Raw genomic sequence first — 14,329 nt, forward strand, 5'->3', positions numbered from 1 at the left:
CCAATGGATAAGTGGATCATTACACTGGCTCTTTCGGTTGCTGTCGCAGGTTGTACACGCGAAGCCGGATATGAGATCGATGCTGGCACCTTCGGCAATGCGACCTTGAACAACATCCAGGTCATGAATGGCGAACTGACGTATAGCCAGATTCTGGCACAACGGTTCGCAGCTGAAGTTCCAACACAGATCAACTTTGCGTTTGATAGTGCAAAGCTTGATGTCTCGGCGCAGCGAATCCTACTGCAGCAAGCGGCTTGGATTAAGCAATTCCCCGAGGCGCGCTTCCGCGTTTATGGTCATACGGATGCGGTTGGATCTGACTCGTACAACAAGCGTTTGGGGCAGCGGCGTGCGAACGCCGCCGTCGCTTTCCTGACACAACAAGGGATTTCACGCTCAAGGCTTGAAGCAGTTGTTTCCTTTGGAAAATCCAGACCACTTGTGGCGACACCAGATCGCGACCGACGCAACCGTCGCACTGTAACCGAGGTATCCGGGTTTGTGGATCGTCATCCGAACCTGCTGGACGGAAAATATGCCCGCGTGATCTATCGAGAATACATCGCGAGCGCCACTCCACTGAGCTATATTCAGCGCGACGGCGACACCAGCGGCAGCGAATAATACTCAAGTCATGGGCGGCATTGTCGCCCATTTCCCTACAATTGGTTCTTTTGCGCCCAATTCTTGCCCAACTTCCAAGCGACGTTGTGAACAATTGGGTGACCTGCGGCCAAAATTGACCGCACCGGGCGACAGCAAACCAGAACTGACCTTCCACGCGTTCAATCGGTTTGCTCAGCCCTCTCGACGAGGATTGTGTTAATGACGAGCGCGACGCCGCAAGACGAAAATACCGCCATTCTGGCTTGCACCATAAGCCGGGATGTTCAGAACTTCGATCTTTTGATCGAAGATATGGAAGCCGCGCTGGGTGAGCGCTGGGGCGATCTTGGATTTGCAGAAGCGCTTGCGTTTTTCAGTCAACCGGAAGCTCAATCGCTGCAATTCGTGGCACTGGCACTGGACGGTGATGACGAAGACAATCTGACGCTGATGGGCGAGATCATCGTGCGGGCCAAAGAAAAAGGCATCAAGGTTGTCCTGATCGCAGAAGATGTCACGCCGGCCTCGCTGCATCAATTGCTGCGCAAAGGCGCCGACGAATTCGTGCCCTACCCCCTTCCAGAGAATGAATTGCAGGAAGCAATCGACCGGATGAACAAACCTGATCCGGTTGTTGCACCTCAGCCCGCCGCTGCACCTCTTGCCAGTGGCGCATCAAAGGAAGGTGCACTGTTTGTGGTTCAAGGGCTTGCCGGAGGCGTTGGGTCGACAACTATGGCTGTAAACCTCGCCTGGGAATTGGCAACCGTTTCGGCCAAGGAAGCGCCCAAGGTTTGTCTGATCGATCTGGATCTGCAATACGGCACGGTTTCCACCTACCTGGACCTGCCACGCCACGAAGCGGTTTTCGAAATGCTATCGGATACCGACTCGATGGACGAAGAATCCTTTGGTCAGGCACTGCAGAATTTTGAGGATAAGCTGCAGGTATTGACCGCCCCTTCGGACATGATCCCGCTCGACATCATCACTCCGGAAGATATTCAGCGCGTGATCGATACCGCGCGCGCGCATTTCGACTATGTGGTGGTCGACATGCCCAAAACGCTTGTTCAGTGGTCCGAGACGATCCTGAATGCGGCGCATGTCTATTTCGCCCTGATCGAATTGGATATGCGCTCGGCCCAGAATGCGCTGCGCCTGAAACGCGCGCTGCAAGCCGAAGAGCTGCCTTTCAATAAACTGCGCTTTGCAATGAACCGGGCGCCTAAATTCACCGATCTGAACGGCAAGAGCCGGGTCAAGCGCATGGGTGAAAGCCTGGGCATTTCGATCGACTTGCTTTTGCCCGATGGCGGCAAATCGGTCATGCAAGCCGGTGATCATGGCCTGCCGCTGGCCAGTTCAGCAGCCAAGAACCCGCTCCGTCGGGAAATCGCCAAACTGGCTCAATCGCTCCATAGCCTCGGCAGCAGCGACGCCGAAGCCGCATAACACGAAGGGGAGCTGCCCGTGTTTTCAAGATACAAGAAACAGCCCTCGGCTCAGCCGGTTGAAGCCAAAGCGCCCGCCGCTGCCCCCGCGGCCGCGCCCGCTGCGCCTGCTGCACCCCCTACTGCAACGGCCGTCGCCCGCAAACCGGTGCAGAAGAAAGCAGCCGAGGTTGTAAGTAACGACAAAGAGCGCAAACGCAAAGAACGGTTGGGCGAGATCAAGCTGGAACTGCACCGCGAACTGCTTGAAAATCTCAATCTCGCAGCCCTCGAAAAGGCCAGTGAGGCCGAGCTACGCACCGAGATCAGCGCAATCGCAAGCGAAGTTCTGGAAGCGCGCAACATCGTTCTGAACCGAGAAGATCGCAGCCAACTCAACAAGGAACTGTACGACGAGGTCACGGGCCTCGGCCCGCTTGAGACGTTGCTGCAGGATGACACGGTCAACGATATTCTGGTGAACGGACCGCAGCAGATCTTTGTGGAACGTGCGGGTAAGCTGGAAATCAGCGACATCACCTTCAAAGATGAAAAGCATCTGATGCGGATCATCGACAAGATCGTCTCCGCCGTGGGTCGTCGCGTCGATGAATCGAACCCTTATGTCGACGCCCGCCTTGCTGACGGATCGCGTTTCAACGCTATGGTGCCGCCGATCGCGGTGGATGGTTCTCTGGTTTCCATTCGTAAGTTCAAAAAAGACAAACTGGGCATCGACGATCTGGTCAATTTCGGCGCGTTTACCGAAGAAATGGCCGCTTATCTTCAAGCCGCAGTGTCGACTCGACTGAACATCATCGTTTCGGGCGGTACAGGTTCGGGTAAAACAACAACACTGAACGCCCTGTCCAGCTTCATTGATGACGCTGAACGCATTCTGACCATCGAGGATACGGCGGAACTTCAGCTGCAGCAGACCCATGTGGGCCGGATGGAAAGCCGTCCGCCCAACGTGGAAGGCAAAGGCGAGGTCAGTCCACGCGACTGTCTGAAGAACGCCCTGCGTATGCGCCCTGACCGCATCATTGTGGGCGAGACGCGTGGTGCCGAGGTGATTGACATGCTGCAGGCCATGAACACCGGTCACGACGGCTCGATGACCACGATCCACGCCAACTCGGCCCGGGACGGCATCTCTCGTCTGGAAAACATGATCGCAATGGCAGGCATCGAGATGCCGATCAAGGCGGTCCGCAGCCAGATCTCATCGGCTGTGAACCTGATCGTACAGGCCAGCCGTCTGCAGGATGGTTCACGTCGTATGACTTCGATCACCGAGATTACCGGGATGGAAGGTGATGTGATTTCGATGCAAGAAATCTTTAGGTTTCAAAGGGTTGGACTGACACCTGACAACAAGATCATCGGCCATTTCACAGCCACCGGCGTGCGCAGCCACTATTCCGAACGCTTCCGTCTGTGGGGCTTTGACCTGCCACCGTCGATCTACGACCCAACCACGATGTAGGAGACCGGAGAAATGCAACTGCCCGTTGAGGCTCTTATCTATATCGGTATCTTCGTCGGGGTTCTGGCCCTGGTCGAGGGCATCTATCTGGTTGCCTTTGGTAAGTCGATCAGCCTGAACAGCCGCGTCAACAGACGCCTGGACATGATCGACAAAGGTATTGCGCGGGATCAGGTTCTCGAGCAGCTGCGCAAAGAAATGCAGCAGCATATGAAGTCGCAGACGATACCTCTGTATTCTCTGCTTGCTGATAAGGCCCAAAAAGCTGCAATTGCCTTTTCGCCCAAGCAGTTGATCTTGATTATGGTTCTGGTCTCAGTCCTTGCCTTTCTGGGGCTGAGCATAGGTACGGCCACTGAGACATCACTTCGCGTCGCCATCTCTATCGCGATCGGGGTTGGCGCTGTCTATGCGTGGGTAAACAATAAGGCAAAGAAGCGTATGGCGCTGATTGAAGAGCAGTTGCCCGACGCCGTTGAACTGATGGTGCGATCACTTCGTGTCGGTAACCCGTTTGTGTCTTCCGTGCAGATCGTTGCCAACGAGGTAGAAGACCCACTTGCGACCGAGTTCGGTGTCATATCGGATGAATGTGCTTATGGCCGGGATGTCGGCGAAGCGCTCAAGGATCTGGCGGAGCGTCTGGACATGCAGGATTTACGTTTTCTGGCGGTTGCTGTTTCGATTCAACAGCAGTCCGGTGGTAATCTTGCCGAAATTCTCGCGGGTTTGGCTAAAGTCATCCGCGCCCGGTTCCGCCTATTCCGACGCGTCAAGGCGATCACTGCAGAAGCGCAATGGTCGGGCAAATTCCTGTCGGGGTTTCCCGTGTTCTGTCTTGTCTTTATTATGGTCAAAGACCCCGGCTATTACGACAACGTAATTGACCACTCACTTTTCATACCGGCCTGTTTCTTTGTCGGTATCATGCTGACGCTGAACCTGATCGTCATGCGCATTCTCACGAACATCAAAGTCTGAGGACATATCAATGGAATTTCTGACCCAAATAAACGATATGCTCACAGAAAATCTTGGCGAATTCGGGCCTTTGATCGTCGCCGGTGTCCTAGGGCTGTTCATGATACTGGTCACGATCCCGCTAATACTGAATCAGCCGGAAGATCCGCTAAAAAAGCTGCAGCGATCGACGGCAGCTCCCAAAAAGACCAAGAAAAACAAAAAGGACCGGTTGAGGGCGGCAGGGCGTAATGAACAGCTTGAGAAATTCGCAAATTTCCTCGAACCGCAAAACAAAGAGGAATATTCAGCGGTTCAACTCAAGCTCCGCCAGGCCGGGTATCAATCGAAAGACGCAGTCCGCTTCTATCACTTTGCTCAATTTGCTCTTGGAATTATCGGAGTAATCCTGGGTGTTTTATTCGTGACCGTCTTCTCGAATGGAGAAGAACTGACAACTCAAGATATGGCCATCCGCGTGCTTGTCCCGGGTGCAATCGGCTACTTTATCCCAAAATACTGGATCACCCGGCGCGTCGCTGAACGTCAGGAGGCCATCACCGCAGGGTTTCCAGATACACTCGATTTGATGCTTGTCTGCGTCGAAGCTGGGCAATCGCTGGATCAGGCGATCGTCAGGGTCGCTGCAGAAATGAAAGCTTCATACCCCGACATTGCGGACGAGTTCGAGGTTGTCGCTCACGAGATGAAAGCTGGTAAAGAGAAAGACGTCGTCCTGCGCGATTTCGCGACACGATGTGGTGTCCAGGACGTGAGCGCGTTTGTCACAGTCATGATCCAATCTGCCTCATTTGGTACTCCAATCGCCGATGCGCTCAGGGTTTATGCCGATGAAATGCGCGACAAGCGCGTGATGCGCGCAGAAGAGGCCGCCAACAAATTGCCTACCAAAATGACACTCGCAACTATGACTTTGACCGTTCCTCCGCTATTGGTGATCCTTGTTGGCCCTTCGGCAAAAGGTATCGCGGACTTTGGGAACTAGGGTAGAACAATTCCCGATCAAGCAAGGCAATCGGCGCTCTGATCGGAGCCTTCGCAAAACGATATTGGCCACCATGGTTCTTGCCATGGTGGCTTCTTGCACTGAAACGCCCTCTGCCAATGGCCCGTTTGCGCCGGGGGTTGATCCCGATGGTCCAGCGGTAGATGAGGTTGCGATCGGCAATCGGTTGATGGCAGCGGGTGAGTATGAACTGGCGCTGGAATCGTTCACACGTGCTGCCCTTCAGCAAGGCATGACCCCGGAAATCCTGACCTCACTCGGAACTGCCAATCTGGGACTGCGCCGGATTGGGCAAGCAGAACCCCTGCTGCGCCGTGCGGTCGAAGATGATCCGGACTGGCCTGTCGCCTGGAACAATCTGGGCGTTTTCTTGATGGAGACCGGGCAATATGCCGAGGCCTCGCAGGTGTTCCGCAAGGCCTTTGCGCTGGACAATGGCGAAAGTGACGCAATCCGTGACAATTTGCGGTTAGCACTCGCAAAAATGGAAAATCCTGTTAATAATACCCCTCAAGAACAAGAATTTGAGCTGGAGCAGCGCGGTAACGGAGAATTCGTTCTGCGCAGAAACCCGGCAACAGAGGCAGAGCAGTAAAAGGACGCAAAAAATGCGCCACCCCTTCTTGATTCCGACGATGTTTGCGTGCGGGTTGGTTTTGACCGCCTGTGCCAAAGAAACCGAAGAGGAAAAGGTCGAGCGCACCTTTCAGGAAGTCAACGTCATCGACGAGACCAACCTGAATGACGTGATGCTGAACGCGGCCGACCCCAACGAGGCCGCTACCTATTTCCAAGGTGCAGCTATCAAGAACCCCGACCGCATCGATCTGCAACGCGGGCTGGCGATCAGCCTGACCCGTGCAAAGCGCAATACCGAGGCCGCCGCCGCGTGGAAACGCGTGCTGACCATGAAGGGTGCCAACAACGCTGACCAGGTTGAATACGCGGACGCACAAGTGCGCAGCGGAAACTGGAACGGCGCGAAAGCAACTCTCGATAGCATCCCCCCGACTTATGAAACCTTCAAACGTTATAGGCTCGAAGCGCTGGTTGCTGATTCCAGAAAGGATTGGAAAAGCGCCGACCACTTCTACGAAACGGCTGTTGGTCTGACGACCCGCCCAGCAGGTGTGATGAACAACTGGGGGTATTCCAAGCTGACTCGCGGACAATATGCCGAAGCAGAACGGCTTTTCACAGAAGCCATCCGTCATGATCAGTCTTTGTTCACCGCAAAGAACAACCTGGTATTGGCGCGCAGCGCGCAAGGGAATTACAGCGTACCTGTAGTGCCCATGACTCAGGCCGAACGAGCGAGGCTGCTGAATACGCTGGCAATTTCTGCCGTCAAACAGGGTGACATCAACCTCGCCAAAAACCTGTATCGCGAAGCCATCGCGACCCATCCACAGCATTTTGACGAGGCCGTCCGTTCGCTCCGCGCGCTTGAGGAAGCCTGATCCATGATCATCCCAGCGGCAGCAGCGGCGTGGTTTTTGCCTTTCGTGCTGCCGATCTGTTTCTATGTCGCGTTCACGGATATGCGCGAGATGAAGATCAAGAACCACGCAGTCATGGCGCTGGCCTTGGTCTTTGTTGTTGTCGGACTCTTTGTCCTGCCGCCATGGTCCGGTGACTGGGTGGCTGGGAGCTTTGGCCCGCTGTCAGTGTCGCTTCCGGTCTATGGTTGGCAACTGCTTCACATCATTGTCATTTTGCTGCTTGGCATTGTCCTGAACGCCGCCGGGGTGATGGGTGCTGGAGATGCCAAATTCTGCGCTGCCGCTGCGCCGTTTATCTGGACGGGAGACCTGATGTTTGTGATGGTGATCCTGACCGCGACAACGCTTGGCGCCGTTACAGCCCACCGATTGGCCAAGCACACCAAATTACGCCAAGTCGCGCCGGACTGGGAAAGCTGGGATCAGGGTAAGAAGTTTCCTATGGGCCTCCCTCTGGCAGGAAGTCTCGCCATCTATCTGATCTTGGGCATAATTCACGGATCGTAAACAATCATCTGTGCGCCTTGCCCGCGCCTTGGTCCTGCCACAAAGCCGCGTCAAATTTTCCTCAAACGGCCCTTTAGGGGGCCTTTGGTGTGAACATTGACAGACGAGCCCCGCTCATGAACATGCAGACGACCTCCGTTATGGCCCCCCCTGCCCCCAAAGGGTTGGCTGAGATGCAGCTTCCGCTGGTGATGATGCGTGACATTCTGCTTAAAACGATCTTTCGCAAGAATGTAGACACAGTCACCGAGATCGCGGCGGCAATCTGTCTGCCCGGTTCGGTCACGCAGGAACTCATCGATATTGCGCGCGAACAGAAACTGCTGGAAGCGACGGGCACCCTGAATGCCAACTCAGGCAATGAGATGGGTTATCAGTTGACTGATGCAGGCAAGGCGCGCGCTTTGGACGCCCTCAGCCAGTCGGAATATTTCGGCGCGATGCCCGTGCCACTGGACATCTATCGCGAGCAGGTCAAACGCCAATCGATCCGCAATATTCAGGTCACACGCGATCAGCTGACCGGGGCGATGGGCCATCTGGTTCTGCCTGACAGCCTGCTGGATCATCTGGGCCCGGCGGTGAGTGCTGGCCGCTCGATCCTGATGTATGGCCCGCCGGGTAACGGTAAGTCCTCAATCTCGAACGGGATCCGGGACGCGCTGGGTGACAATGTTTATGTCCCGTGGGCTATCGAGTATGCTGGACAGGTGATTACGGTTTATGACCCGATCGTGCACACCGCGATTGAACAAGAAGCCGACGACCCCAACAGCCTGCGCCGCCGCAAACGCTTCGATACCCGGTATGTGCAATGCGAACGTCCCACCGTTGTAACCGGTGGTGAACTGTCGCTGAGCATGCTCGACCTCGTCTATAACCCCACCGCGCGGACCTATCAGGCCCCCCTGCAATTGAAATCCACCGGTGGCATTTTCATCGTGGACGACCTTGGACGTCAGGCCGAACCCCCTCAGGCCCTGATCAACCGCTGGATCGTTCCGCTGGAAGAAAGCAAGGATATCCTTGGTCTGCAATCGGGTGAAAAGTTCGAGGTTCCCTTCGATACGCTGGTCATCTTCTCGACCAACTTCCACCCGAACGAGATCTTCGACCAAGCGGCCCTGCGCCGGATCTTCTTCAAGATTAAGATCGATGGTCCGAACCAGGAGAACTTCCTGAAGATCTTCGCCATGGTGGCCCGCAAGCGCGGGATGCCATTGGACGAGGCCGCACTGGTGCACTTGTTGAAGGTCAAATACCCGACGATCAACAACATTTATGCGAACTACCAGCCGATCTTCCTGATCGATCAGATGATCTCGATCTGCGAATTCGAAGGCATCCCCTACCAGATGAACCCCGATCTGATCGACCGCGCCTGGGCGAACATGTTCGTCAAGGAAGAAAAGATCATTCACTGACCCCCTGTCCTTCTGATCCCGAGCGGGTAATCTGCAGCGATGAAGCAGATTCCCGCCCGGATTAACGATTGGTTTGTCGCCAAAGGATGGTCCATCCATCCGCATCAGCAAGCGATGTTCGACCGGTCACAGGACCCGGCGACGTTGCTGATTGCCCCTACAGGGGGTGGCAAGACGATGGCGGGGTTTCTGCCTTCCTTATCCGAGCTGTACGACGGTGCGCATGACGGGCTGCACACCATTTATGTCTCTCCGCTCAAGGCGCTGGCAGCCGACATTCGCCGCAACCTGCGCATCCCAGTGGATGAGATCAGCCTGCCCATCCGGATTGAGGACCGCACAGGCGACACGTCTGCAACCCAAAAGAAACGTCAACGCGCCGATCCTCCACATATCCTGCTGACCACGCCCGAAAGCCTTGCATTGCTGACTTCGTACGAAGACGCCCCGCGCATGTTTGCCGGGGTGCAGCGCATTATTGTCGATGAAATCCATGCTCTGGCCGAAAGCAAGCGGGGCGATCAGCTGATGCTGGCACTGGCACGGTTGCAGACGCTCTGCCCCGATCTGCGTCGCGTAGGTCTGTCGGCAACCGTGGAAGACCCGGAGGGCATTGCGCGCTTTCTGGCCCGTCATCCCGATCCTTGCAGGATAATTCAGGCCGATCCTGGCCCCGATCCCGATATCACCATGCTGCAGACCGATGAAATGCCCCCTTGGTCTGGCGGTGGCGCTGCCTACTCCATCCCAGCAGTGTTGGAACAAATCAGGCAGCACAAGACCACTCTGATCTTCCACAACACCCGCGCGCAGGCCGAGATATTCTTCCACAACCTGTGGCTCGCCAATGACGAGGGTCTGCCGATTGGCATCCATCACGGCAGTCTGGATCGGCAACAACGCGAGCGGGTCGAGGCCGCGATGGTGCGTGGTGATCTGCGCGCCATCGTTTGCACAGGCAGCCTCGATCTTGGGATCGATTGGGGTGACGTCGACCTGGTGATACAGATCGGCGCGCCAAAGAATGTCAAACGGCTGGTGCAGCGGATCGGGCGGGCAAATCATCGCTACAACGTGCCGTCGAAGGCTCTTCTGGTGCCCGCCAACCGGTTCGAAGTGGTCGAATGCGTCGCTGCGCTGCAAGCGGTGCAAGAGCATGATCTGGACGGCGAACCTCGCGGACTGGGCCCTCGGGACGTGCTCTGCCAACATGTCCTGATCGCCGCTGCAGCAGGGCCATTTGAGGCCGATGCGCTTTTCTCTGAGATGACCGCAGCGGGCCCCTATGCCGCGCTCACCCGCACCGCGTTTGACGCTTGTCTGGATTTCTGCGCAACCGGAGGGTACGCCCTGCGCGCCTATGATCGTTGGCAACGCCTGCAGCAGCGGCCTGACGGGCGCTGGCAGCTGCGTGACCCGCGCGCCGCACAACGCATCCGGATGAATCTGGGTACGATCCAAGACACCGATACCCTGAAGGTTCGGCTGAGACGCAATCGCGGCGGCAAACCGTTGGGTGAGGTGGAGGAAGGCTTTGCCGCGTCTTTGACACCGGGCGACACTTTTCTGATCGGCGGCCAGATCGTCCGCTATGAAGGTCTGCGCGAAATGGTGGTTGAGGTCAGCCGTCGCGCGGACAAAAAACCCAAGATCGCGACCTTCATGGGCACGAAATTCGCCACCTCGACACAGCTGAGCGATCGCATTCTGCGTATGTTTGCACAGCCCGATTGGCCCCAGTTGCCCACCCACACTGCCGATTGGCTGGCTTTGCAACGCGACGTTTCGCGGCTGCCACAACGCGACCGGCTGTTGATCGAGAGCTTTCCCGATAACGGGCGTGAACATTTATGCGCCTATGGCTTTGCCGGTCGTAATGCGCAGCAGACACTGGGGCTGCTGCTGACCAAGCGGATGGAGGAAACAGGGCTCGCCCCTCTGGGCTTTGTCGCCACCGACTACGCCACGCTGATCTGGGGGCTGGATGCGGTGACCGATCCGCGCCCTTTGTTCCAGCTTGATGCGCTGCGAGACGGGCTGGAAACGTGGTTGGCGGGCAATGCCGTAATGAAGCGAACATTTCGCGCCTCAGCCACTATTGCGGGCCTGATCGAACGCAACACCGGTGGGCAACGCAAAAGCGGGCGGCAGGCGACGTTTTCATCCGATATCCTGTACGACACGCTACTGAAATACGACCCCGACCACCTGCTGATGCAGATCACTCGCGAAGAGGCCATGCGGGGGCTGGTCGATTTCGGGCGAATCGAAGCGATGATCGCCCGGATCGGGGATCGTGTTGATTTGTTACGATTGAGTCGGGTCTCACCATTGGCCGCACCTCTGTTTCTCGAGGTCGGCAAAGTCCCCGTCAAAGGCGAAGCCGAAGAGCGTCTTCTGGCCGAAGAAAGCGCCCGACTGATGCAGGCAGCTGGCTTGATGCCCGGTTGATTCCGCTTGCGCGAAACGCGAAAACACGCAAAGAACGGATCATGAACACGCTTGACTTTACGTTCACGAATCATGGGTTGTCTGCCCTGGGCTCTGGCGCCTTGTGGTGGCCAGATCAGAAGATTTTATGTGTCTCGGACCTGCATCTGGGCAAGTCCGAGCGGGCAGCCCGCAGGGGCGGGCCTGCCCTGCCTCCGTATGACAATCGCGATACCCTGACCCGACTGATAACTGATTTAGCGTTGACGAATGCGGCTATCGTCATCTGTCTGGGCGACAGTTTTGATGATCTGCGTGCTTCTCAATCATTACCGCAGGAAGACCGGCTGCAGATCGCAACCCTACAGGCCGGACGGCGCTGGATTTGGATTGAGGGCAATCACGACCCCGGTCCGGTTGAACTGGGTGGAACGCATCTGGCCGAGTGGACTTGTGAGGGGCTGACATTCCGTCATATCGCCGAGCCCCGTGGGAAGGGTGAGATCTCGGGGCATTATCATCCCAAAGTCGGCCTATCTGTGCGTGGCCGTCACGTCACGCGCCCAGCTTTCCTTATCGATCATGAACGCCTGATCTTACCGGCCTATGGCACTTATACCGGTGGGTTGCGCAGCTCAGATGTTGCGCTGTCCAATCTGATGGGTGCAGATGCACGGGCGATCCTGACCGGGGCTCATCCGCGGATGGTTCCAATGCCAAGGTGAGGGTCAGAGAAGCCCGTCCTCTTCCAGCATTGGTTTGTATTTCCGGCTAACCGGAACAAGGTCATCATTGCACAAACGCAGGAAAGTCTTGCCATTCTGCCTCTCAATCCCGGTAATTGCCGCATCCACGATCCAATGCGACCGATGGGTACAATGGCCCGACACGGGCTCCATCTCGGCAATCGCGTCCGTAAAGCGTGAGCGGATCGTGAAGGTCCCCTCTGACGTCACAACGTCGACCGAGTGATCGCGGACGGTTAGCCGATAGATCTGACCCTGAAAACCAGACGGTAGCCGACTGCACAGGCGTGGTTTGACCTCTTCCTCCAGCACATCGGGCTGATCCCGCTCACGAACCAGCAACAGGCCCGTAGCAAACAGCACACCATATGGCACAACCACCAACAATCCGGGCGCCATCAGACCGTTGAGCGTGAACAGAACCCAGGTCAGCCCCCATAACGCCGGGGCGAAGAGTATCAGGATCAACAGCGCAAACGCGAGGTCACGCAGCAACAGGCCTGCGCGCAGCAATCGGTCGCGCACCAGCTTGCCCGCGGCCCAGGTCGCCGCCAGGGCCAACAGCATGACACCCGACCAGAACACCAGTCGTTCGACGAAAGATAGGGTCATGTCCCGAAATGGCGCGAATGAGTAGGCCATCAACGGAATGAATACGAGGCCAGCCAGAATGCGCTGCAGGTAGACCTGCGCCAATATAGGTTCCAGTTTAGATCTCATACAAACCCGCGCGCCCCTAACGCATTCTCGAATTCGCTTAGTTGGAAGGCATCTTATCCTCCTAACCAGCTGGAGCAGAAGGCTTATCACCGGTTGACGTTAAGTCAAACCCGTTAATATGCGAATTAATTTTCTGGGATGCAGATGCAAAACGGGCCGAAAAGCGCAGGTGCTTTCCGGCCCGGATGAGATGTCAGGGGTTGCGTCGAAGCCCCTGTAAAGCAGAGTTACGCTGTCAGGCCTTCTGGTTCGGGCAGATCATTCGCGCGGCAGCAGGCGGTCAGAGTGTTGGCCAGCAGGCAGGCAATGGTCATCGGACCTACACCACCCGGAACCGGTGTGATCGCGCCCGCGCGTTCGGCGGCGCTGGCATAGTCGACGTCGCCAACCAGTTTGTTCTTGCCGTCACGTTCGATCCGGTTGATGCCCACGTCAATGACAGTTGCGCCTTCCTTGATCCAGTCGCCCGGAACCATCTCGGGGCGGCCCACTGCGGCCACAACGATATCGGCGCGGCGCACAACATCCGGCAGGTCCTTGGTGCGCGAATGCGCGATGGTCACAGTGCAGCTGTCACCCAGCAGCAGCTGCGCCATCGGTTTGCCCACGATGTTCGAACGACCAATGACAACCGCATCCATGCCCGACAGCGAGCCGTGGTAGTCGCGCAGCATCATCAGACAGCCCAGAGGAGTACAGGGGACCATCGACTTCTGGCCAGTGCCCAGCAAGCCCACGTTCGAGATGTGGAACCCATCGACATCCTTGGCCGGGTCGATCGAGTTGATCACCAGATCCTCGTTCAGATGCTTCGGCAGCGGCAGCTGTACAAGAATGCCGTGTACGGCAGGATCATTGTTCAGTTTGTCGATCAGGGCCAGCAGGTCCTCTTCCGAGGTGTCGGCATCCAACTTGTGCTCATAAGAGTTCATACCGACTTCAACGGTCATCTTTCCCTTCGAGCGGACATAAACCTGGCTCGCCGGGTCTTCACCCACCAGCACCACAGCCAAACCAGGCGTGATACCGTTTTCTTCCTTCAGCTTTGCCACCTGATCGGCCACCTGAGCGCGAACTTTGGCCGCAAAAGCCTTACCGTCGATAACCTGCGCTACCATCCTTTGATCCCTTCTTTCAAAAACGGATCGGGCGCCGAAAGCGCCCGGGTCTTCAGTCGGGGCCGAGCACACGCTCTTCGCGGGCGATCGACCAATCAATCAAGATGCGCCAGAGTTTCTCTGCAAGATCGGGATCCATACCCAATTCATCCGAACTCTTGCGCACGCGCTGCACCACATCTTCGACACGTTCCGGGATGCGGGCGGGCAGCCCCTCGCCGGGTTTCAGCTCGGACGCGCGGTCGATGTAGCTTGAGCGCGTTACCAACAATTCGATCAGTTGGCGGTCCAGCTTGTCGATCTGAGGCCGCAATTCCTGCATCGTATGACAGTCTCGCGGCGGTGTCAGAGTGGGCATTCTATT

General features: G+C 56.7%; 14 protein-coding genes. 11 read left to right on the forward strand and 3 right to left on the reverse strand.

Annotated features, from left to right (window positions below):
• Window positions 1-3: 3 nt before the first annotated feature.
• The 11 genes from ACR0IV_RS08080 (at window position 4) to pdeM (ending at window position 12,106) form a co-directional block, all read left to right on the forward strand.
• Window positions 4-627 carry an OmpA family protein gene (locus tag ACR0IV_RS08080; protein ID WP_480469152.1) on the forward strand — a complete coding sequence of 208 codons (624 nt, stop codon included), beginning with the start codon at window positions 4-6 and terminating at the stop codon, window positions 625-627.
• Between the two features lie 201 nt (window positions 628-828).
• Window positions 829-2,064 (forward strand): CpaE/TadZ family protein, encoded by a 1,236-nt coding sequence (locus ACR0IV_RS08085; protein ID WP_480469151.1) that lies wholly within the window; start codon window positions 829-831, stop codon window positions 2,062-2,064.
• A gap of 18 nt (window positions 2,065-2,082) precedes the next feature.
• The gene (locus ACR0IV_RS08090; protein ID WP_480657097.1) at window positions 2,083-3,531 is read left to right on the forward strand and encodes a TadA family conjugal transfer-associated ATPase; all 1,449 of its coding nucleotides are present in this window, start codon (window positions 2,083-2,085) and stop codon (window positions 3,529-3,531) included.
• 12 nt (window positions 3,532-3,543) lie between these two features.
• Window positions 3,544-4,512: a type II secretion system F family protein gene (locus tag ACR0IV_RS08095; RefSeq protein ID WP_480469149.1), complete on the forward strand. Its 969-nt coding sequence runs from the start codon at window positions 3,544-3,546 to the stop codon at window positions 4,510-4,512.
• A 10-nt stretch (window positions 4,513-4,522) separates the two neighbouring features.
• The gene (locus tag ACR0IV_RS08100; protein ID WP_480469148.1) at window positions 4,523-5,497 is read left to right on the forward strand and encodes a type II secretion system F family protein; all 975 of its coding nucleotides are present in this window, start codon (window positions 4,523-4,525) and stop codon (window positions 5,495-5,497) included.
• Between the two features lie 73 nt (window positions 5,498-5,570).
• Window positions 5,571-6,113, forward strand: a complete 543-nt coding sequence (locus ACR0IV_RS08105; RefSeq protein ID WP_480469147.1) for a tetratricopeptide repeat protein — start codon at window positions 5,571-5,573, stop codon at window positions 6,111-6,113.
• A gap of 13 nt (window positions 6,114-6,126) precedes the next feature.
• Window positions 6,127-6,978 carry a tetratricopeptide repeat protein gene (locus ACR0IV_RS08110; RefSeq protein WP_480469146.1) on the forward strand — a complete coding sequence of 284 codons (852 nt, stop codon included), beginning with the start codon at window positions 6,127-6,129 and terminating at the stop codon, window positions 6,976-6,978.
• Window positions 6,979-6,981: 3 nt separating this feature from the next.
• Window positions 6,982-7,527, forward strand: a complete 546-nt coding sequence (locus tag ACR0IV_RS08115) for a prepilin peptidase (RefSeq protein WP_480657096.1) — start codon at window positions 6,982-6,984, stop codon at window positions 7,525-7,527.
• 116 nt (window positions 7,528-7,643) lie between these two features.
• Window positions 7,644-8,951, forward strand: a complete 1,308-nt coding sequence (locus tag ACR0IV_RS08120; RefSeq protein WP_480469144.1) for an ATPase — start codon at window positions 7,644-7,646, stop codon at window positions 8,949-8,951.
• A 39-nt stretch (window positions 8,952-8,990) separates the two neighbouring features.
• Window positions 8,991-11,402, forward strand: a complete 2,412-nt coding sequence (locus ACR0IV_RS08125) for a ligase-associated DNA damage response DEXH box helicase (protein WP_480657095.1) — start codon at window positions 8,991-8,993, stop codon at window positions 11,400-11,402.
• A 41-nt stretch (window positions 11,403-11,443) separates the two neighbouring features.
• Window positions 11,444-12,106 (forward strand): ligase-associated DNA damage response endonuclease PdeM, encoded by a 663-nt coding sequence (gene pdeM, locus ACR0IV_RS08130; protein WP_480657094.1) that lies wholly within the window; start codon window positions 11,444-11,446, stop codon window positions 12,104-12,106.
• A 3-nt stretch (window positions 12,107-12,109) separates the two neighbouring features.
• Here the strand turns inward: pdeM and ACR0IV_RS08135 are convergent, their stop codons facing one another.
• The 3 genes from ACR0IV_RS08135 to ACR0IV_RS08145 all read right to left on the reverse strand — a co-directional run bounded on the left by ACR0IV_RS08135 (window position 12,110) and on the right by ACR0IV_RS08145 (window position 14,323).
• The gene (locus tag ACR0IV_RS08135; RefSeq protein WP_480469142.1) at window positions 12,110-12,847 is read right to left on the reverse strand and encodes a LytTR family DNA-binding domain-containing protein; all 738 of its coding nucleotides are present in this window, start codon (window positions 12,845-12,847) and stop codon (window positions 12,110-12,112) included.
• A 227-nt stretch (window positions 12,848-13,074) separates the two neighbouring features.
• Window positions 13,075-13,965, reverse strand: a complete 891-nt coding sequence (folD, locus tag ACR0IV_RS08140; RefSeq protein WP_480469141.1) for a bifunctional methylenetetrahydrofolate dehydrogenase/methenyltetrahydrofolate cyclohydrolase FolD — start codon at window positions 13,963-13,965, stop codon at window positions 13,075-13,077.
• A gap of 52 nt (window positions 13,966-14,017) precedes the next feature.
• The gene (locus ACR0IV_RS08145; RefSeq protein ID WP_480657093.1) at window positions 14,018-14,323 is read right to left on the reverse strand and encodes a chorismate mutase; all 306 of its coding nucleotides are present in this window, start codon (window positions 14,321-14,323) and stop codon (window positions 14,018-14,020) included.
• Window positions 14,324-14,329 lie beyond the last annotated feature (6 nt).

The sequence above is a fragment of the Ruegeria sp. C2 genome, assembly GCF_056537765.1.

Excerpts from the sequence above, each read along its gene's own strand:
- ACR0IV_RS08080 (WP_480469152.1), top strand. The coding sequence starts at position 4 with ATGGATAAGTGGATCATTACACTGGCTCTTTCGGTTGCTGTCGCAGGT.
- ACR0IV_RS08085 (WP_480469151.1), top strand. The coding sequence starts at position 829 with ATGACGAGCGCGACGCCGCAAGACGAAAATACCGCCATTCTGGCTTGC.
- ACR0IV_RS08095 (WP_480469149.1), top strand. The coding sequence starts at position 3,544 with ATGCAACTGCCCGTTGAGGCTCTTATCTATATCGGTATCTTCGTCGGG.
- ACR0IV_RS08100 (WP_480469148.1), top strand. The coding sequence starts at position 4,523 with ATGGAATTTCTGACCCAAATAAACGATATGCTCACAGAAAATCTTGGC.
- ACR0IV_RS08105 (WP_480469147.1), top strand. The coding sequence starts at position 5,571 with ATGGTTCTTGCCATGGTGGCTTCTTGCACTGAAACGCCCTCTGCCAAT.
- ACR0IV_RS08110 (WP_480469146.1), top strand. The coding sequence starts at position 6,127 with ATGCGCCACCCCTTCTTGATTCCGACGATGTTTGCGTGCGGGTTGGTT.
- ACR0IV_RS08115 (WP_480657096.1), top strand. The coding sequence starts at position 6,982 with ATGATCATCCCAGCGGCAGCAGCGGCGTGGTTTTTGCCTTTCGTGCTG.
- ACR0IV_RS08120 (WP_480469144.1), top strand. The coding sequence starts at position 7,644 with ATGAACATGCAGACGACCTCCGTTATGGCCCCCCCTGCCCCCAAAGGG.
- ACR0IV_RS08125 (WP_480657095.1), top strand. The coding sequence starts at position 8,991 with ATGAAGCAGATTCCCGCCCGGATTAACGATTGGTTTGTCGCCAAAGGA.
- pdeM (WP_480657094.1), top strand. The coding sequence starts at position 11,444 with ATGAACACGCTTGACTTTACGTTCACGAATCATGGGTTGTCTGCCCTG.
- ACR0IV_RS08135 (WP_480469142.1), bottom strand. The coding sequence starts at position 12,847 with ATGAGATCTAAACTGGAACCTATATTGGCGCAGGTCTACCTGCAGCGC.
- folD (WP_480469141.1), bottom strand. The coding sequence starts at position 13,965 with ATGGTAGCGCAGGTTATCGACGGTAAGGCTTTTGCGGCCAAAGTTCGC.
- ACR0IV_RS08145 (WP_480657093.1), bottom strand. The coding sequence starts at position 14,323 with ATGCCCACTCTGACACCGCCGCGAGACTGTCATACGATGCAGGAATTG.